The sequence below is a fragment of the Streptomyces lunalinharesii genome, from assembly GCF_039532155.1.
Taxonomy (GTDB): Bacteria; Actinomycetota; Actinomycetes; order Streptomycetales; family Streptomycetaceae; genus Streptomyces; species Streptomyces lunalinharesii.
Map to the genome: position 1 here is coordinate 69776 of NZ_BAAARK010000030.1, position 17445 is coordinate 87220.

The 17445-nt window shown below is 74.4% G+C and carries 16 protein-coding genes; 6 read left to right on the forward strand and 10 right to left on the reverse strand.

The window, feature by feature from the left end; translation table 11 throughout:
• Positions 1 to 9: 9 nt before the first annotated feature.
• From ABD385_RS31820 to ABD385_RS31830, 3 genes are read right to left on the reverse strand one after another with little or no spacing between them, the layout of a single operon-like run.
• On the reverse strand, positions 10 to 909 hold the full coding sequence (locus ABD385_RS31820; protein WP_344582538.1) for a heme ABC transporter ATP-binding protein: 900 nt from the start codon (positions 907 to 909) through the stop codon (positions 10 to 12).
• Entirely contained in the window at positions 906 to 2024 is a 1119-nt protein-coding gene (locus ABD385_RS31825) for a FecCD family ABC transporter permease (RefSeq protein ID WP_344582540.1), read from the reverse strand. The genes ABD385_RS31820 and ABD385_RS31825 overlap by 4 nt, the downstream gene beginning before the upstream one ends.
• 1 nt (position 2025) lies before the next feature.
• Positions 2026 to 3084, reverse strand: a complete 1059-nt coding sequence (locus ABD385_RS31830; protein WP_344582542.1) for a heme/hemin ABC transporter substrate-binding protein — start codon at positions 3082 to 3084, stop codon at positions 2026 to 2028.
• Positions 3085 to 3294: 210 nt separating this feature from the next.
• On the opposite strand from ABD385_RS31830, the gene ABD385_RS31835 reads away from it, so the two are divergent.
• Both ABD385_RS31835 and ABD385_RS31840 read left to right on the forward strand, forming a co-directional pair.
• Positions 3295 to 4731, forward strand: a complete 1437-nt coding sequence (locus ABD385_RS31835) for an HtaA domain-containing protein (RefSeq protein WP_344582544.1) — start codon at positions 3295 to 3297, stop codon at positions 4729 to 4731.
• Between the two features lie 86 nt (positions 4732 to 4817).
• Entirely contained in the window at positions 4818 to 6368 is a 1551-nt protein-coding gene (locus ABD385_RS31840) for an HtaA domain-containing protein (RefSeq protein ID WP_344582545.1), read from the forward strand.
• A gap of 126 nt (positions 6369 to 6494) precedes the next feature.
• On the opposite strand, the gene ABD385_RS31845 is transcribed toward ABD385_RS31840, so the two are convergent.
• A complete protein-coding gene (locus tag ABD385_RS31845) occupies positions 6495 to 7199 on the reverse strand; it encodes a DUF2470 domain-containing protein (RefSeq protein WP_344582546.1) in 705 nt (234 codons plus the stop codon).
• Positions 7200 to 7394: 195 nt separating this feature from the next.
• Here ABD385_RS31845 and ABD385_RS31850 point away from each other — a divergent pair, with 195 nt between their 5' ends.
• Positions 7395 to 7868, forward strand: coding sequence for a GNAT family N-acetyltransferase (locus tag ABD385_RS31850; RefSeq protein ID WP_344582548.1), 474 nt, complete (start codon positions 7395 to 7397; stop codon positions 7866 to 7868).
• An 81-nt stretch (positions 7869 to 7949) separates the two neighbouring features.
• Here ABD385_RS31850 and ABD385_RS31855 read toward each other — a convergent pair whose 3' ends face one another.
• Positions 7950 to 8540 (reverse strand): cysteine hydrolase family protein, encoded by a 591-nt coding sequence (locus ABD385_RS31855; protein WP_344582550.1) that lies wholly within the window; start codon positions 8538 to 8540, stop codon positions 7950 to 7952.
• A 150-nt stretch (positions 8541 to 8690) separates the two neighbouring features.
• Here ABD385_RS31855 and ABD385_RS31860 point away from each other — a divergent pair, with 150 nt between their 5' ends.
• Positions 8691 to 9680, forward strand: a complete 990-nt coding sequence (locus ABD385_RS31860) for a GlxA family transcriptional regulator (RefSeq protein ID WP_344582551.1) — start codon at positions 8691 to 8693, stop codon at positions 9678 to 9680.
• A gap of 134 nt (positions 9681 to 9814) precedes the next feature.
• On the opposite strand, the gene ABD385_RS31865 is transcribed toward ABD385_RS31860, so the two are convergent.
• The 4 genes from ABD385_RS31865 to ABD385_RS31880 all read right to left on the reverse strand — a co-directional run bounded on the left by ABD385_RS31865 (position 9815) and on the right by ABD385_RS31880 (position 14315).
• Positions 9815 to 10165 carry a hypothetical protein gene (locus ABD385_RS31865; protein WP_344582553.1) on the reverse strand — a complete coding sequence of 117 codons (351 nt, stop codon included), beginning with the start codon at positions 10163 to 10165 and terminating at the stop codon, positions 9815 to 9817.
• A gap of 161 nt (positions 10166 to 10326) precedes the next feature.
• Positions 10327 to 11184 (reverse strand): SDR family NAD(P)-dependent oxidoreductase, encoded by an 858-nt coding sequence (locus ABD385_RS31870; RefSeq protein ID WP_344582554.1) that lies wholly within the window; start codon positions 11182 to 11184, stop codon positions 10327 to 10329.
• 153 nt (positions 11185 to 11337) lie between these two features.
• Positions 11338 to 12717, reverse strand: a complete 1380-nt coding sequence (locus ABD385_RS31875) for a cytochrome P450 (protein ID WP_344582556.1) — start codon at positions 12715 to 12717, stop codon at positions 11338 to 11340.
• Positions 12714 to 14315, reverse strand: a complete 1602-nt coding sequence (locus ABD385_RS31880; protein ID WP_344582558.1) for a prenyltransferase/squalene oxidase repeat-containing protein — start codon at positions 14313 to 14315, stop codon at positions 12714 to 12716. Before ABD385_RS31880 ends, ABD385_RS31875 begins: the two co-directional genes overlap by 4 nt.
• 190 nt (positions 14316 to 14505) lie before the next feature.
• Here ABD385_RS31880 and ABD385_RS31885 point away from each other — a divergent pair, with 190 nt between their 5' ends.
• Positions 14506 to 15933 (forward strand): DUF4334 domain-containing protein, encoded by a 1428-nt coding sequence (locus ABD385_RS31885; protein WP_344582560.1) that lies wholly within the window; start codon positions 14506 to 14508, stop codon positions 15931 to 15933.
• 190 nt (positions 15934 to 16123) lie between these two features.
• Here ABD385_RS31885 and ABD385_RS31890 read toward each other — a convergent pair whose 3' ends face one another.
• Positions 16124 to 16759 (reverse strand): MerR family transcriptional regulator, encoded by a 636-nt coding sequence (locus ABD385_RS31890; RefSeq protein ID WP_344582561.1) that lies wholly within the window; start codon positions 16757 to 16759, stop codon positions 16124 to 16126.
• 81 nt (positions 16760 to 16840) lie between these two features.
• On the opposite strand from ABD385_RS31890, the gene ABD385_RS31895 reads away from it, so the two are divergent.
• Complete coding sequence (locus ABD385_RS31895; RefSeq protein ID WP_344582563.1) at positions 16841 to 17323, forward strand: DUF4188 domain-containing protein; 483 nt, start codon at positions 16841 to 16843, stop codon at positions 17321 to 17323.
• Positions 17324 to 17445 lie beyond the last annotated feature (122 nt).

The following is a 17445-nucleotide window of genomic DNA, read 5'->3' on the forward strand; positions in this document are numbered from 1 at the left end:
CCAGGCGCGTCACGGCCGGTGCGGCAGGACCAGGGCCGCCCCGGTGCGCGGGTGCGGCAGGACCTCGACGGGGTGCCGGTAGACCCGGCTGAGCAGTGCGGGTCGCAGGACGTCGGACGGCGGGCCCACCGCGGCGATCCGGCCCTCGTGCAGGACGGCCGTGCGGTCGGCGTGGGCGGCGGACAGGCCCAGGTCGTGCAGGACGACCACCACGGCGGCGCCGGCGGCGGCGCGGCCGCGGCACAGGCGCAGCACGAGTTCCTGGTGGCGCAGGTCGAGGGCGGCGGTCGGCTCGTCCAGCAGCAGCAACGGCGTCGACTGGGCGAGGGCCCGGGCGAGGGCGACCCGGGCGCGTTCGCCGCCGGAGAGGGCGGAGAACGGGCGGGTGGCGAACGGGGTGGTCTCGGTGGCCGCGAGCGCGGTCGCGACGGCGGTGTCGTCGTCGCGCTCGTGCGGGGTGCCGGCCCAGGGCGCCCGCCCCATGCGGACGACCTCCTCGACGGTGAACGGGAAGGACAGCGTGGCCGATTGGGGCAGCACCGCGCGGCGGAGGGCCAGTTCCCCGGGGGTGTGGTCGCCGACCGGTCGTCCACAGAGGTGCACGGCTCCGGCGGTGGGGCGCAGGTCCGCGGCGAGTGCGGCCAGCAGGGTGGACTTGCCGGCGCCGTTCGGGCCGACCAGCGCGAGGACCTCGCCGGCGCGCACGGTCAGGTCGACGCCGGCGAGGACGTCGCGGGTGCCGCGGCGCACGTGCAGCGCGCGGGCCTCGGCGAGCACCGCGCCGGGCCGGTGGGGCGCGGGCGGCGTCCGGGGCCGCGGGGCGAGCAGGGCGGTCAGCCGGGACCACCGCCCGGTGGTGGGGCTCGACGGGGCGGGGTCCGACGTCGGGGTCGTGGGGCGTGCCGTCATGACCAGCCTCCTTGCTTGCGGCGGGCGCGGCGCAGCAGCCAGAAGAAGAAGGGACTGCCGGCCAGTGCGGTCAGTACGCCGAGGGGGAGTTCGGCCGGGGCCGCCGCGGTGCGGGCCGCCAGGTCGGCGCCGAGCAACACCACGGCGCCGCCGAGCGCGCTGCCGGGCACCAGGAAGCGGTGGCCGGGTCCGGCCGCCATCCGCAGCAGGTGCGGGACGACCAGCCCGACGAAGCCGATCACACCGGACACCGCGACCGCGGCGGCGGTGAGCAGGGCGATGACGAGGACGAGGGCGAGCCGCATCCGTTCGACGTCCACGCCCAGGTGCCGGGCGGGCCCTTCGCCGAGCGCGAGCAGGTCCAGGCGGCGGCCGTAGCGGGGTGCGAGGGCCAGGCCGAGGGCGGCGCAGGGCAGCACGGCGAGCACCTTCGACCAGGTGGCCTGGGCGAGTGAGCCCAACTGCCAGAACGTGATCTGGTTGACCGCTGCGGTGTCGGCGAACGCGAGGAAGGTGCCGATCAGGGCGCCGGCGAAAGCGTTGGCCGCGATCCCGGTCAGGATCAGCGTGACGACTTCGGTGCGGCCGTCGGCCCGGGACATCGCGTACACCACCGTCACGGTGGCCAGACCGGCCGCGAAGGCGCAGGCGGACACGGTCCAGGTGCCGAGGAAGTCCAGTCCCAGTGCCAGGCAGGCGACCGCGCCGACCGCCGCGCCCGAGGAGATGCCGATGACGCCGGGCTCGGCCAGCGGATTGCGGAAGACGCCCTGCATCAGGGCGCCGGCGCAGCCCAACGAGCCGCCGACGAGCAGCGCCAGCACGATCCGCGGCAGCCGGACGTGCCACAGCACGGACTCGGCGACCCGGTCGAGCGGGTGTCCGCCCAGTCCGAGGTGGTGCTGGAGGGAGGAGAGCAGCCCGTCGGCCGGGATCGCGTAGGCGCCGGTCGCCGCAGACAGCAGGGTGAGGCCGGTGAGCGCGGCGAGCAGCCAGGCGGTGCTGCGGGTGCGGCGGGCGGCCGGCGGGGGCGCGTGCGGGGCGGTGGGCGGTGGTTGCGGGGGCGACTGCGGGGGTGCGGTCGGGCCGCCGGTCGGTACCTGTTGCGTCGTCATGTCAGGCGCCCCGCCCCGCGGGCGCGCGGTCCGCGGCGGCCCCGCCGTACAGCTGGTCGACCAGGGAGCGCAGTACCTCGTCGGTGCGCGGGCCGTAGTTCAGCAGCACGCCGTCGTCGATCGCGACCACCCGGCGGTCCACGCCGGCGGGGGTCTCGGCGACGCCGGGGATCCGCACCAGGCCGTCGACCCCGCCCACCGACTCAAGTCCCTTGCGCATCACGAGGATCGCGTCCGGGGCGGCCTTCGCGAGGGCCTCGCTGGTGACGGGCGTGAAGTCCTTCGTCAGCCCGGAGGCGGCGCCGGCGTCGACGGCGCCGGCCGCCCGGAGCAAGGAGGTGGCGCCGGATCCCGCGCCACCGAGCAGGTACACCGAGGCGGAACCGCGCAGGTAGAGGAAGGCGACGCGGACCGGTCGGCCGGGCGCGGCGCGCGGCACGTGCGTGCGGGCGGCCGCGAGACGCTCCTGCGACCGTTCGGTGAGCCGTCGGCCCGCGTCCGGCACGCCCAGCGTGTCCGCCACCGTGCGGATCCGGGTGCCGACGTCGTCGAGTCCCCGGGCGGGGGCGACCACCACCACCGGAATGCCGGCGGCGCGGATCTGCGCCATCGCCTCGTCCGGTCCGGTGGTGGTCTCGGCCAGCACCAGGTCCGGCTTGAGCGACAGCACGCCCTCCGCGGAGACGTCGTGGTTGCGGGTGACCACCGGGAGGGCGGCGGCCTGTTGGAAGGTGGCGGTGATGTCGCGGGCGACGACGCGGGGACCGAGTCCGAGGGTGAAGACGATCTCGCTGAGGCTGCCGGAGAGCGGCAGGATCCGGTCGGCCCGGGCCACCGTCGTCCGGCGCCCGTCGGCCGAGGTGACGGTGGCGGGGAGGTGCGGGGAGGGAGCGGGGGACAGCGGTTCCACCCGGTCCACGGGGGCGGTGGCCCCAGCTCGTGGCGCGGGTGCGCCCCGTGGTGCCTGGGCGCAGCCGGTGACGGACACCAGGACGGCGACGAGGCAGACCAGCGCGGTGGTCCAACGGAGCGGGCGCGGAGGGGTGATGGGCGTCGGCACGCGAGCACCGTCCTGTCGAGTAGGGGTCGGTGAGGGGCGGAAACGGACGGTTCCCCGTCCGACGGATGTAGTTTAGGTTAGCCTTACCTAAGTCCACCAGGGGTGGTGGGGCTGCCACGCCCCGCAACGCCCCGCACCCCTGCGCGCCATGCGCCCCGCACGCTCCGCAGACACTCACGCAGGCCGCCCGCCGGCCCGGAGGGACTCCCGATGCCCCCGTCGACCCGTTCGACACGCTTCCCGCGCCCGGCCCTGGCCGGCCCGGTGCTCCTGCTGCCCGTCGTGCTGCTGCTGGCGCTGCTGCCGGCCACGACGGCGCACGCGGCGACCCGCACGGTGCAGGGCGGGCGTCTCGACTGGGGAGTGAAGACGTCGTTCCAGAGCTACGTCACCGGGCCCGTCGCCCACGGGAGTTACACCCTGGCGGGCGGCGCCACCACCGTCGGCGCCAGCCAGTTCCGCTTCCCTTCGGCACGGGGCGACTACGACGCCGCCACCGGCACCTTCGACGCCTCCTTCGCCGGCGCGGTGCGCTTCCTGGGACACCGCCGCGCCGACGGGACGCACCAACTCGACCTGACCCTCAGTCACCCGACCGTCCGGATCTCCGGCGACCGCGGGACGCTCTACCTCGACGTCAGTTCCCGCGCCAAGGACGGCGGGACCGTCGACGCCACCCGCCACGTCCCGTTCGCCACCCTCGCCCTCGGCGGCATCGACATGCACGGCGACGGCGACGCGGTGACGCTGCGCCAGCTCCCCACCACGCTGACCGCCCAGGGCGCCGCCGCCTTCGCCGGCTACTACCCGGCCGGCACCGCCCTGGACCCGGTGAGCCTGTCCGCCGACATCGAGCGCGGGCGGACCGGCCCGCCCTCCCCCGCCGCGGCCCGGCGCGCGGCCCCCGAACCGGGCCGCACCACCGGCCAGTTCAGCGACGGCGCCGTGGACTGGGGCGTCCGGCGCACCTTCCGCGAGTACGTCACCGGCACCCTCACCCGCGGCCGATGGCAGCTGACCCACGGCGCCCGGGACGGCGGCGCGCTCTTCCGCTTCGCCGACGGCCGGGGCACCTTCGACGCCCAACGGCAGCGCCTGACGTCCGAGTTCACCGGTACCGTGCGCTTCACCGGCGGCCACGGACTCGACCTCGCGCTGAGCGCCCCGTCCGTGACCGTCGAAGCGGGCGAGGGCACGCTGCGCGCCGACGTCTCCCACGGCGCGCGCACGACCCGGAACGTCCCGCTGGTCACGTTCGCCGCCGAACGCCTCGGCGCCCGGGGCGGCCTGGTCCGGCTCTCCGAGGTGCCCACCACCTTGACCGCACAGGGCGCCGAGGCGTTCGGCGGGCTGTACGCACGGGGCACCGCGATGGACCCGCTGTCCCTGGCGATCGCCCTCGACCCGTCGGCGGAACTGCCCGCACTGCCCGACCCCGGCAGCGAACCGAAGGCTGCGGCCACCACCCGGTCGGCCGACGCCGCCGGGGCCACCGACGCCGTTGCGGAGACGGCCGGCGCGGGCTCCCCGACCGGCCTCGTCGTGGCCATGGTCGCGGCCACCGTCGCCCTCCTCGCCGGCGTCGCCCTGCACCGCGGCCGCGCCCGGCGCCGCGCCAGCTCCCCCGCACCCGACGACCGCACGTAGCACCACCCAGCGGCCCGTCCCCGTCCCCATCCCCATCCCACTCCCCACTCCCCACTCCCCACCCCGACCGAGGAGATCCACCCGCCATGCCCCTGACCAGACGCCCGATGACCCTCGCCGCCGCGATCGCCGTCGCCCTCGGCGCGAGCGCGCTGAGCCTGCCCGCGCTGGCCGCCGACCGCCCCGACGCGGCCGGCCCCCGAACGGAGTTGACGAACGGCACCCTCGACTGGGGCCTGAAGGAGTCCTTCCGCCGCTACGTGACGGGCCTGGCGGCCGGCTCCGTCACCGCGACCGACGGTGCACAACAGGCCGCCGGCAACGGCCCGTTCACCTTCACCGACGGCACCGGGAGCTACGACACCGCCGCGCACGGCACCGACGTCGCGTTCCGCGGCGCCGTCCGCTTCCGTTCGACGCTGCACTCCTTCGACATCGCGGTGTCCGACGTGAAGGTGGTCACCCACGGCACGAAGGGCCGCATCGAAGCCGACGTCACCCTCAACGGCGCCACCCAGCAGGACATCACCTTCGCCGACCTGGACCTCTCGGGCGTCACCCCCGGCCACGGCCCGCACGGCGCGATGACCTTCAAGGGCATACCGGCGACCCTCACCGCCGACGGCGCCAAGGCGTTCAACGGCATGTACCAGGCCGGCACCGCCCTCGACCCCGCCACCCTGACCGTCACCGCCGCCCCGACCGGCACCGCCCCGACCAGCTCCGCGCCGACCCGCCCCACGCCCCCCGGCGCCGGCACCACCACTCCCCCGGCCCGCCCCGGCACCGCCCCCACCAGCGCACCGACGGACCGCCCCACGCCTTCCACCAGCACCCCGCCCCCGACCGGCACCCGCTCCGGCGGACGGTCCGTCGACGGCCGGATCGTCAAGGGCACCCTCGACTGGGGCGTCAAGGAGTCCTTCCGCTCCTACCTCACCGGCCCCATCGCGCACGGCAAGATCGAACTCTCCGGCGGGGCAGCGGCCCACGGCACGGCCTACCGGTTCGGCGCGGCACGCGGCAGCTACCGGGCCGACGGCCACGCACTGGACGCCGCGTTCCAAGGCACCGTCCGCTTCCTGGGCCACCGGACGAACGGCACCTACGCCCTCGACCTCCGCTTCAGCGCGCTGCACGTGCGGGTCGAGGGCCGCACCGGCTCGCTGATCGCCGACGTCTCCGCCAAGGACCGGGAGTCCGGTGAGGTCACCACGTACCGGCAGCTGACGGTGGCCACCCTCGCGCTCCCTTCCGGAGTCCCGTCCGCGCAGCGCGACGTGGTGGCCCTGGACCGGGTTCCGGCCACGCTCACCGCGGGTGGCGCGAAGGCGTTCGGCGGCTCCTACCAGGCGGGGGACGCCCTCGACCCGGTCAGCGTGGCCCTCGCCCTCACCGAGGACGCCCAACTCCCCGCGTCCGGCGCCCCGTCGGACAGCGCTCTCACCACGCCCGGCACCACCGGACCGTCCGGCACCACCGGGCCGAGCGGCTCGACCGGCGCCCTCGCCGCGACCGGTTCCGAGGTCCCGGCCGGCCCGCTCACCGCCGCCGCGGCGCTGACCGTGGCCGCCGGCGCGAGCGCCGTCACCGCCGCCCGACGCGGCCGCCGACGCACCGCCGACCCGGCCTCGTAGCCCGGAGACCTCCGCCGACTCGTGACGCGCAGCGCGCACGTCGAACGGCCCGCCCTTCGGGGCGGGCCGTTCTGCTGACGCGAGGGACGTGACGCGGCGGGCGCCCCTCCGGCGCCCGCCGGCGACTCAGGTGAGCAGGTGGCTGGTGTGGGAGAGGCGTCGCGCGGTGGCCGCGAGGGCGTGGATCCGGGGGCCCGCCTGGTCGACATGGGTCAGCGGTGCACTGAAGGGCAGCCGCACGTCCCGGTGGCCGTTCGGGTATTCGAGGCGCAGGACCAGCCCGTAGCGGTCCATCCGCACCGGCAGCACGCGCAGCACGCCGGCTTCCGGGAGCGGTCGGACGAGGCGCAGCAGCAGGGGGACGAGTTCGGCGTGGCGGTCGACGAGGTGGGTCAGCATGCCCGCCTCGCTCGTCGCCACGGGATCCGGTTCGGCCGCCTCCAGGGCTTCGAGGGTCACGTAGCTGCGTCCTTCGGCGTCTTCGAGGACGGCTTGGCCGAATTCCATGCAGGTGCTCTTCGCGGCGTCGGGGCCGTACGGGGCGGCCAGCAGCCCGGCCACAGTGACGCGCGCCCGCAGCCGGTCGCGCACGGGAACGGGCGCGATGTCGGTGAGTTCCAACCGGACCGGGACGCGTCCGACCAGGTGGGCGACGTCGCCGTCGCAGGGGGCGTGCAGGTGGAAGTGGCCCATCGCGTCGGTGCCGTCGAGGCGCCGCACCTCGGTGTGCAGCCCGTCGCTCACCACCGTCATGGAATGGGCGGCGGCCAGGATCGAGCGGACACGCTCGGCGGCGGTCGGAGTGTGAGCGCGAGCACTGAAAAGACGCATCCGGGTTCTCCAGGGGCAACCAGGGAGGGCTACTTAGGTTTGCCTAACCTAACCTACACCTCGTCTGTCGGTCCCCGAACGAACCCGGCCAGTCGGCGCGCCCCTCTCCCCCCACCGTCCCCCTCGCCCCTCCTCGCTCCCCCTCTCCCTCTCATCTCGCCCACCTCGCCGGCCCCATCGCGTTACCTTGCTGCGATGACCGTCGACGCAGAGACCGTGATCCGCCCCGGGGAGCCGACCGACGCGCCCGCGATCGCCCACGTCCACATGGCTTCCCGGGCCGCGACCATGCCGTACCTCCCACCGCAGCGGCGCACCCACGACCAAGTGACCCAGTGGGTGCGGGACGTCGTGCTGCCCGCGTACCGGACGTGGGTCGCGCTGCGCGGCACCGAGGTCGTCGGCTACGCCACCGTCGAGGGAGCGGTACTGCACGACCTCTACCTGCGTCCGGACGTCCTGCGCCAGGGCATCGGGACGCTCCTGCTCGACGAGGTCAAACGGCACAGCGCCGGCGACGTCTCGCTGCACGTCTTCCAACAGAACACCGGCGCCAGGTCGTTCTACGCCCGGCACGGGTTCACCGTGGTCGACACCGACGACGGCAGTCGCAACATGGAGGCACTGCCCGAGATGACCCTCCGTTGGCGGGCGGACGACGCGCGCTGACCCGCCCCGGAACCGCCGCGCCGGGCCGGCCGCCCGCTCCCCCGCGGTCGGCGCGCCGGCGCGGCGGCAAGGGACCTACGCTCAGCCCAGCGCGGCGGCGGACGGCACGACGACGCCGTAGAGGTCGGCGATCGTGGCGAGCGCACCGTGGTGGATCTGGTCGGCGGGCTGTTCGGCGACGGCCGTCCGCAGCGGCCGGGTCGCGCAGGCGTCGGCCACCACGGTGGGCCGGTTGCCGCGCAGGAAGGCGCCCTGGGCCGTGAAGGTCACGCACATGTGCGTCATGAAGCCGACGACGATGACGTCCTTGTTGCCGGCGGCGTCGACGCGCTCCCCCAGGTCGGTGCCGACGAACGCATCGGGGGCGGCCTTGACCACGACGTCCTCGCCGTCGACCGGCGCCACGCTGGAGTGGATCCGACCGATCTCGGTCCGGATGTCGTAGGCGCTGCCCTCCCCGCCGTCGTGGATGACGTGCAGGACCTTCGCGCCGGCCTTCCTCGCGTCGGCCAACAGTGCCGCCGCGGCGTCCAGGGCCGGCTGCCACCCCGTCAGCTCCAGCACGCCGCGGGTGTAGGTGTTCTGGTAGTCGACCAGGATCAGGGTCGCATCGGCCAGTGACGCCGGCGTCTGGTCGAGGCCGGTGAGTTCGCGCAGGGTGGGTGTAGGCATGGCGGTGTCCCCTCGGGGTGCGGATCGGTCGGTCGGGGCCAGCACGTGGTGGCCGTCTCCCACGCTAGGAGCCGCCGCGCATGTCGGCAATGACATGTAACCTGCAGATCCGGACATCCCCGGAGGCTCGCCCGTCGGACGGAGACCCTCGTGAGCAGCATCGAACGGTTCGTCGTCATCGTCCTCTTCGACGGCGTCGACCTACTGGACGTGACCGGTCCCCCGGAGGTGTTCGCGCTCCTGCAAAGGGAGTTGGCCGGTGAGCCGGGCTACCGCGTCGCACTGGCCGCCGCGACCATGGACCCCGTCACCACCTCGGCCGGCGTCCGCGTCCTGCCCGACACCACCTTCCACGAGGTCGCCGGCAGGGGCATCGACACCCTGCTGGTCCCCGGCTCGGTCGAGGTGGACGGCGACGGCCGCGTCCGGGCGGTCACCGACCCGGCGGTGGTCGAATGGGTCAGGACGCTCGCCAGGCGCACCCGGCGCGTCGCCTCCGTCTGTGTCGGCGCGCACCTCCTCGCCGCCGCCGGTCTGCTCGACGGCAGGCGCGCCACCACCCACTGGTCGACCGCCCGGCAACTCGCCGCCGAACACCCGTCGATCGAGGTGGACGCCGACCCGATCTTCATCCGCGACCGCGACGTGTGGACCGGCGCCGGCATCAGCGCCTGCCTGGACCTGTCGCTGGCCCTGGTGGCGGACGATTTCGGCGAGGCCGCGGCCCTGGGCGTCGCCCGACAGCTCGTGATGTACCTCAAACGACCCAGCGGCCAGAGCCAGTTCAGCGTTCCGCTGGAGCCCGTCTCGACGACCCGGCGCATGGACGAACTCCGCCACCACATCACGCGCACCCTCACCGGCAGCCTCACCGTCGCCGACCTCGCCGCACACGCCAAGGTCAGCGAGCGCCAGCTCACCCGCCTCTTCAAGACCGAACTGGGCACGACCCCCGCGGCCTACGTCGAGGCGGCCCGGGTCGAAGTGGCCCGCAACCGACTGGAATCGACGGACGACACCGTCGAACGCGTCGCCTCCGCCTGCGGGTTCCACACCGTCGACACGCTCGTCCGCGCCTTCCGCCGCACGCTCGACACCACCCCGACGGAATACCGGAACCGCTTCCGCGCCACCGTCTGACGGGCCACCGCGCCCTCCCGACGCCCGGCCCGACGACTGGACGGCCGGCCAACGACCTCCCCAAGGTCCCTGGCCGGCCGCCTGGTCATGCCGTGCCGGCTGGGTCGACCCGGCCGGTCGCGCCGCTGTGGCGCCTACGGCACCAGCACCACGGAGTTGATCGGCGTCATGTTGTACGGCGCGGATTCGCCCAGGCCGCGCATCACGACGGAGCAGCCGCCACCACCGTTGTACCCGTAGCAGAACTGGAATCCGGCGCCGCCCGTCTGGTTGTTCACGATCACCCGGTCACCGGTGACGTTCGACAGGTTGTGGGCGCCGTAGCTGTAGAAGATGTTCTTGCTCAGGATGCTGCCGTTGGTCTCCCGGATGCAGACCGCTCCGGACGGACACGGCGTCGCCGCCGCGGCGCTGGGCGCCACGGTGAGCCCGAGGAGCCCCACGGCCAGCGTCAGACCTGCGGCCGTTACCGCAATCTTGCGCATTTTTCCCCCCAATCTCTCGATGCCCCGTTATGGGGCACCTCGCATCAGAAAGTATCCCTGGCCGACGAGGCGGCACCAGAGCGCCGGTACAAGTCATCAGCACCGCTTCCGCTTAACCCGGCCGACGCGGACGGGCCACCGGCAGCGGGGCGGCGCGGCCGCTACTTGGCCAGGTATCCGCCGTCGACCACGTGATCGCTGCCCGTCAGGTAGGAGGCGTCGTCGGACACCAGGTACGCGACGAGTGCGGCCACTTCGGCCGGTCGGGCCGCGCGCCCCAACGGGACGGCGGAGAGCAGTCCGTCGGTGGCACGGGGCGGCAACGCGGTGACCATGGGCGTCTCGACGAGGCCCGGCGACACGGACAGCACCCGGATGCCCTGGTCGGCGTGTTCCCTGGCCGCGGTCCGGGTCAGCGCGAGGACGCCCTGTTTGGCCGCTGCGTAGGCGGCGTGGTTGCGGAAGCCCGCATGCGCGGCGATGGAGGCGACGTTGACGATGACGCCGCCGGTGGGCGCCATCGCGGGCAGTTGGTGGTGCAGGGCGTGGAAGACGCCGTGCAGGTTCACCTTCAGCACGGCGTCGAAGTCGGCGGGCGACAGCTCGGCCAGCGGGCTGAGCGGGCCGTTGATCCCGGCGCTGTTCACCGCGATCCGCAGGCCGTTGCGCACGGTGGCGGCATCCGTGACGACCCGGGCGACGCCGTCCGGGTCGGTGACGTCGACCCGGCGCGCCAGGGCCGTGCCACCGGCCGCGGCGATCCGCGCCGCCACCCGCTCCGCGCCGTCCTCGTCGAGGTCCGCGACCACCACCACGGCCCCCTCCCCGGCCAGGCGCGCCGCACAGGCCGCACCGATCCCGGAGGCGCCACCGATCACCAGGGCGACCCGGTCCTGAAACCGTCCGGACGGCGGGACGGGCCGCGGGCCCGGCTGCGAAGCGGTCCCGGTGCCGGGCGGCGGGCCGGGCTGCGGCGCGGCATGCGCCGCGCCGTCGGACGACGGTGCGGGGAGGGACATGTGCGGCTCCGACCAACGAGGAGGGGTGGGGAAGGGTTCTGGTGGTGGGTAGTTGATGGTTGGTAACTGGTGGGTGATGGTTGGTAATTGGTGGTTGGCCGCTGACGGTGCGGCGGTGTGGTGGCGGCCTGGCGGCGTGGTGGTGGCGACGGGTCAGGACGGGCGGGGCCGGGCGGTCAGCGGGAGTCGGTCCGGGCGCAGGACGGTGCCGACCAGGGCCCGGACGGGAGCGGTGCCGGCCGGTTCCAGGCGGCGGCCGGCGGTGAACGCGGCGACCGCCAGGGTGAGTTCGGTCCAGGCGTAGTCCTCGCCGATGCACAGGCGACTGCCCGCCCCGAACGGCAGGAAGGTGTGCCGCGGCGCCTTCGCCGCGGCGTCGGCCGGCCACCGGTCGGGGTCGAAGACCTCCGGGTCCTCGTACAGGTGCGGATCGCGGTGCAGGGCGTACGGGCTGAAGAACACCTCGTCGCCCGGGTCGAGCCGGACCCCGCCGAGCGTGACCGGCCGCACCGCGCGGCGCATCAGCAGCCAGGACGGCGGGTGCAGCCGCAGCACCTCGGTCAGCACCTGCCGCGTGTGGACCAGTGCCGGCAGGTCCTCGAACGCGGGTGGTCGTCCCGCGAGCACGGTGTCGAGTTCGTCGTGGATCCGTCGTTGGACGTCCGGGCGGCGGGAGATCTCGTGCAGCGCCCAGGCCAGGGACGCGCTGACCGTGCCGGTGCCGGCCAGGAACATGGTGATCAGCTCGTCGGTCACTTCGGCGTCGGTCAGCGCCCCCTCCGGGCCGCCGGCGAGCAGGAGCATCGACAGCAGGTCGCCGCGGTCCCGCCCGTCGGCGCGGTAGTTCGCGATGATGCGGAGCTGGACGTCGACCAACCGCCGCAACGGGCCGGCGTCCGGCGGTCGCCAGCCGGGAAGCAGCGGGACGCGTTCGGCCCAGGCGTGCAGCGGCGACAGGGCCAGGCGCATCGAGTGGTACTTGACGGTCAGCCAGTCCTTGACCGCGGCGTCCAGGCCCGGCTCGTGCGGATCGGCGAAGAGCGTGCGCAGCAGGACGTCGAGGGTCAGGCGGTGGATGTCCGGCACCAGGTCGCGCGTGGTGCCGGGCGCCCAGTCGGCGGACCGGGCCAGGGACCGTTCCGCCATGGTCCGGGCGTAGCGGGCGATCCGCTCGTGGTGGAAGGCGGGTTGCACCAGTCGGCGGTGGCACAGGTGGCGCTCGCCCACGGCGGTGATCAACCCGTCGCCGAGCGGCACACGCAGGGCGTCGAACATGGCGCCCTTGTCGAAGGACCGGGCCTGCACGGTCAACAACTCCCGCACCTGGTCGGGTGAGTTGACGACGTGCACCGGCCGCGGACCGATGTAGATCTTCGTCACCGGGCCGCGCTGCCGCAGTCCGCACAGGAAGCGCAGCGGGTCACGCCGGAGCGGTGCGGCGTGCCCCATCAGCGGCACGCGTCCGGGGACGCCGGCGGCCCGTCGCGGAGTCCCGCCCCGTGGGCCGTTGCCCGGCACGCCGGCCGCCCTCACGGCGCTCCGCCGGCGGCGCGGAGCCGACGCAGCACCGCGAGGAGGCCGTCGACGGTGAGTGCGTGGTTCTGGGTGGGGAAGTGCGTCAGGAGCGGGCGGGGGCCGTACATCAGCGGGACGCCGGGCCAGGTGCCGTCGTCGTGCTGGGTCCGCAGGAGGTAGCGCAGGCCCTGCGCCCCGTAGGTGGGCTCGTGCACGCCGCCGCGTTCCAGGGCGGCGAGGGCCAGTCCGGTGGCGGCCGGCGCGCTGGGGCCGCCCTCCTCGACGGGCCAACCACCGTCGGCATTGCGGGTCTCGGCCAGGGCCCGGGCTGCGGGATGGCCGCCCGGGTGGGCCGCCGCGTCGAGGGCCGGCAGCACCTCGGCGGTGGCGTACGGCAGGCCGCGGTACCAGCCGGCGCGCCACCGCCCGTGTGCGGCGAAGCGCCGGGCGAGCCAGGCACGCGCCGCGGCCACCGGCACCCGATGCCCCTCGGCGTGGCGGTCCAGTGCGGTCACGACGTGGGCGATCACGTCGTCCACCGGAGGATCGCCGGCGGACTGCCAGGTGCGCCAGAGCCCGTCGGGCGTCTGCTGCTCGGCGAGGTGGCGCAGGCCGGCCCGTAACGTCGCGCCGGGCGCACCGTGCGCGCCGGCCAGCGCGATCAGGGCGGCGGCCGTGGTGTCGTTGTCGGACTCGACGCCCGAGCGGTACGGCCAGCCGCCGTCCGGGTTCTGCGCGGCGACCAGGAACGCCACCGCGGGCCCCGATCCCCAGGCGTCGAAGTCCGCCGCACCGCAAAAAGCCCGCACGGTCAGTGCGGTGTCCCAGACGTCGCTGGTGACGAACCGCCAGGTACCGTCGGCCAGTTGACTGGCGAGCAGGTACTCCGCGCAGCGTCGGGTGGCCGTCGTGCCGGGGGCGGCCGCCTGGAGCGCGAGCGCGGCGAGGGCGGTACTGACCGGATTGGCGAAGAAGTCACCCGCCGGGGACTGTTGGTCGGCGATCAGCCGGGTGGCCCGCAGCGCGGCCGCCCGGTCGCCGAAGTGCAGCTCCACCAGGGCGTGCGCGGACCAGAGTTCCACCTGGGTCCAGCGCTTGAGCCGTTCCGGGGCCTCGACGGCGGCGGCCAGTCGGGCGCGCAGGGCGGCGGGTCGGGGGCCGCCGCGGGTCGGCCGGGCGGTGTGCAGGGCGACGGACGCGAGGAGCCTGGCGCGGGCCGACAGCGCCCGGTCCGTGAAGGCGGGGTGGCTGACGTCGACGGGTTCGCCGGTGTCCAGGGCCAGGGAGCGCAGTGCGGTCTCCACCGCGTGGGCCACCGGATGGTGCTGCTGCGGGGCGGCGCCGGCGGCGAGCCACACCTTCCCCCGCTCGGCGGCGCGGTCGGCCCCCGGGTACGGGGAGCGTGCCAGGGCCAGTGTGCACAGTGCGGTCTCGGTGATGCGCGGGTCGGGCACCGCACGCCACGAACCGTCGTCCCGTTGGGTGGCGAGGGCGTGGCGGGTGGCCAGTGCGAGGGCGTGGCGGGTGGCCAGTGCGAGGGCGCGGTCGGCACGGCGCACGAGGGACGGTGCGGGGTGCGCGTCCGGTATCGCGGGCTCGGTACGTCCTGGTGGCATCGGTCCTCTGCTCCTCCTGGTTCCGCCGTGCACGGTGCGGCCGTTCGCGCCGGAACCGTCCGCCGCCCCGTGCGCGGGAACCTCCGGGGACCGGACGTAGCCTGGCGGCGTGGACACTTCGCGACCTGCCAGCCACCCTCCCCGGGAGATCGTTTCCCAAGCGGACACATGCTCCGCCGCACTGCGGAACATGCCGCGGCTCGACATCTGGCTCAAAGGGCTCGGCCTGCCCGTGAGCCCCGCGCTCGTCCCCCTGATGTGCCTCCAAACGGCGTTCTTCACCCCGTGGTTGCCGCCCGAGCGCTGCTACCAGCTGTCCCGCCTGACGGTCTGGCTGATGGCCATCGACAACGTCCTGGACGCACCGGAACGGCCCGCCCCCCGGGGCCCGTCGGCCCTCCGGACCGGCTCGGACAGCACCGAACGCACCACCACGGACGCCCGCGTCCGGGCCTGGCACGAGGTCCTCGCCGGACGCGACGACGGCGGCCCGAGCACGGACCCGGTGGCGCGCGCACTGGCCGAGATCGTCGAGGCCATGGAGCACGACGGCCGGCCCGAACTCCTCGCCCCGTGGCGGAAAAGCATGCACCAGACCCTCGTGGGCATGGACCGCGAACGCGCGGCCGCACGCACCGCTGCCGCCGGCGGCGGGCTGCCCGAACTGGCCGACTACCTGACCCACGGCGCCTGGACGATCGGCGTGGAACAGCAGGTCACCGCCCTGTGGGCCCTCATGGACGAACCGGATCTGCCCCGGCGCCTGCCCGTGCTGCGCGGGGCGCTGCGCCAGGCGGCGATCGCGATCCGACTGCTCAACGACCTGCGCGGCCACCAGCGGGAACGGCACGAGGGGAAGACCGACGCCCTGGCGCTCGGTCTCGGCCAACGGGAGGCGTACCAGCGGGCCGAGACGGCGATCGACGACTGCCGGCGGTCCCTGGCTCCGCTCACCGCGGCCGGGTATGGTTCCGCGGTGGCGCTGGAGCGGGTGGTGCTCTGGCATGCGCGCATGTACCACCGCTTCGATCCCGTACGGCCCGGCCGAGGGGACTCCGCTCCCCTGCCGGGCGAGTCGGGCGCCGCCCCGCACGCCCCACGCACCCCGTCCGCCCACCGGCCGAAGGAGACCCCACCCATGGGCACCGCGCAGGAAGTCCTCGACGTCATCGCCTCCGGAGAGGAGTACGACGGCTCGAAGTTGGCCGAACTCTTCGACCGGCTCGAACCAGTCGACGCCGACCTTCTCGTCGGCACCTGGGCGGGCGGCGGCTTCGAGCGGACGAGCGAGAACGCCGCGCAGCTGGCGCAGATGCGGTGGTACGGCAAGCGGTTCGTCGACGCCGAGCACGTGGAGCCGCTGCTGTGCCGCGACGAGCACGGGACGGTCTTCTCGTTCGAGGACATGGGCCTGGCGACGCTGCGCGAGGTGGTCTTCCGCGGCAAGCAGTCCACCGCGATGGTCTACGACCGGCTCCCCATCGTCGACCACTTCCGCCGACTCACCGACGACGTCCTGCTGTGCGTGATGGACAAGAAGGGCGACCCCACGGGCTTCTACTTCCACCTCACCCGCGTCACCGAAACGGTGCCCCAGCCGGCCACCGACAACAACTGACGCCCCATCAACTCCACCTCGACGGAAGGGATATGGACCGCCCCTGGGCGACTCGCCCCCCGCCCCCGCCCTCGCACCATCCACCTGACGCCCCGGACGAACACCTCCGCGCCCCGCACCCAAGGGTCGGACGTCACGGACCACCACCGACCACCGCGACGCGACTCAACCCGCAACGCAACCACGCAACTCAACCGCCCCCGAACCGCCGCGCCGATTCCTGTACGTGCGCCAGCCTGCGCAGGCTGAGCAGCACCGGTTCGTACAGCACGGTCAGCGCCACGGCCGCCTCGATCTGCCCGGCGGGCGTGGGCTGTTCCTCCACCACGTCCAGGTCGACGACGGCGAGTTCGGCGGCGATGCGGCCGTACGGCAGCAGGTGCGCGGCGTCGCAGGGGTAACCGAGGCGGACGAGCGCGGCGACGGAGGCGACGAGCGGGCCGAGGGCGGGCGCGGGCTCGTCCCGCATGCCCTGCCAGCCCAGTTGCTCCAACAGCGCGTCCACCGAGCGGCGTGCGGTGACGGTCGCCTCGTCGTCCGCTGCGGCCGGCTCCTGCGGCAGCGCCCGGGTGGCCGCACCGAGCCGCAGGTGGTGGTCGAGCGACGTGTCCTCCGCCGCGCCGATCACCTCGCGCGCGACGGCCACCGGCATCTTGCCGATCTGGATCAGCGCCCGCACCAGCCGCAACCGGCGCAGGTGCGCCTCGTCGTACGCGGCCTGGGTGGCGGTGACCCGCCGGCCGGGCTGGAGCAGCCCTTCCCGCAGGTAGTACTTGATCGTCGCGGTGGACACCCCGCTGCGCTCGCTGAGTTCGGCCAGTCGCATCCTCTTGCACCCTCCTTTGGATACTGGCACTATCCAACCATGGATAGCGCCGCTATCCAGCGAGCGAACGGGGAGCGCGGCATGCAGACGACACCGATGGCCGGGCGGGTCACGACGGCGGCCGAGGGCGACGTGGTGGTCTTCCTCATCGGAATGCGGATCAACCGATGGCGCTCGGTGCGCCACTGGCTGCCCGTCCTCAGGGCCATGCCGCGGATGCTCAAGGAACTCGCGCGCGAGGAGGACAGCGGGCTCCTGAGCCACCGGGGATACACGAGCGGCCCCCGCGCCTTCACCGTCGTCCAGTACTGGGAGTCGCGCGACAAGCTCCTCGCCTACGCCGCGGCCCCCGACCATCAACACCGCCCCGCCTGGGCGGCGTTCAACCGCCGCGCCCGCAGCGCGGCGGGGAGCGTCGGCATCTGGCACGAGACGTACCTCGTACCGGCCGGTTCGTACGAGGCGATCTACCACGGCATGCCGCCGACCGGACTCGGCGCGGCCCACGGGGTGGAGCCGGTCGGACGACGGGGCGAACGAGCGGCGGAGCGGCTCGCGGGCTAGTGGCTCGTCACACAGCCTTGGCCGGGTAATCGACGTGCTGGTCGTCGGCCAGCAGACTGTCTCCAAGTCCTGGTCTTGGAGGTGGTTGTGGGACGTCGACCGAGTGTGTTCGTCCGGCCGGT

Coding starts and splice junctions, on each gene's coding strand:
- ABD385_RS31820 (WP_344582538.1), bottom strand. CDS start 909: ATGACGGCACGCCCCACGACCCCGACGTCGGACCCCGCCCCGTCGAGC.
- ABD385_RS31825 (WP_344582540.1), bottom strand. CDS start 2,024: ATGACGACGCAACAGGTACCGACCGGCGGCCCGACCGCACCCCCGCAG.
- ABD385_RS31835 (WP_344582544.1), top strand. CDS start 3,295: ATGCCCCCGTCGACCCGTTCGACACGCTTCCCGCGCCCGGCCCTGGCC.
- ABD385_RS31840 (WP_344582545.1), top strand. CDS start 4,818: ATGCCCCTGACCAGACGCCCGATGACCCTCGCCGCCGCGATCGCCGTC.
- ABD385_RS31845 (WP_344582546.1), bottom strand. CDS start 7,199: ATGCGTCTTTTCAGTGCTCGCGCTCACACTCCGACCGCCGCCGAGCGT.
- ABD385_RS31850 (WP_344582548.1), top strand. CDS start 7,395: ATGACCGTCGACGCAGAGACCGTGATCCGCCCCGGGGAGCCGACCGAC.
- ABD385_RS31855 (WP_344582550.1), bottom strand. CDS start 8,540: ATGCCTACACCCACCCTGCGCGAACTCACCGGCCTCGACCAGACGCCG.
- ABD385_RS31865 (WP_344582553.1), bottom strand. CDS start 10,165: ATGCGCAAGATTGCGGTAACGGCCGCAGGTCTGACGCTGGCCGTGGGG.
- ABD385_RS31870 (WP_344582554.1), bottom strand. CDS start 11,184: ATGTCCCTCCCCGCACCGTCGTCCGACGGCGCGGCGCATGCCGCGCCG.
- ABD385_RS31880 (WP_344582558.1), bottom strand. CDS start 14,315: ATGCCACCAGGACGTACCGAGCCCGCGATACCGGACGCGCACCCCGCA.
- ABD385_RS31885 (WP_344582560.1), top strand. CDS start 14,506: ATGCCGCGGCTCGACATCTGGCTCAAAGGGCTCGGCCTGCCCGTGAGC.
- ABD385_RS31890 (WP_344582561.1), bottom strand. CDS start 16,759: ATGCGACTGGCCGAACTCAGCGAGCGCAGCGGGGTGTCCACCGCGACG.
- ABD385_RS31895 (WP_344582563.1), top strand. CDS start 16,841: ATGCAGACGACACCGATGGCCGGGCGGGTCACGACGGCGGCCGAGGGC.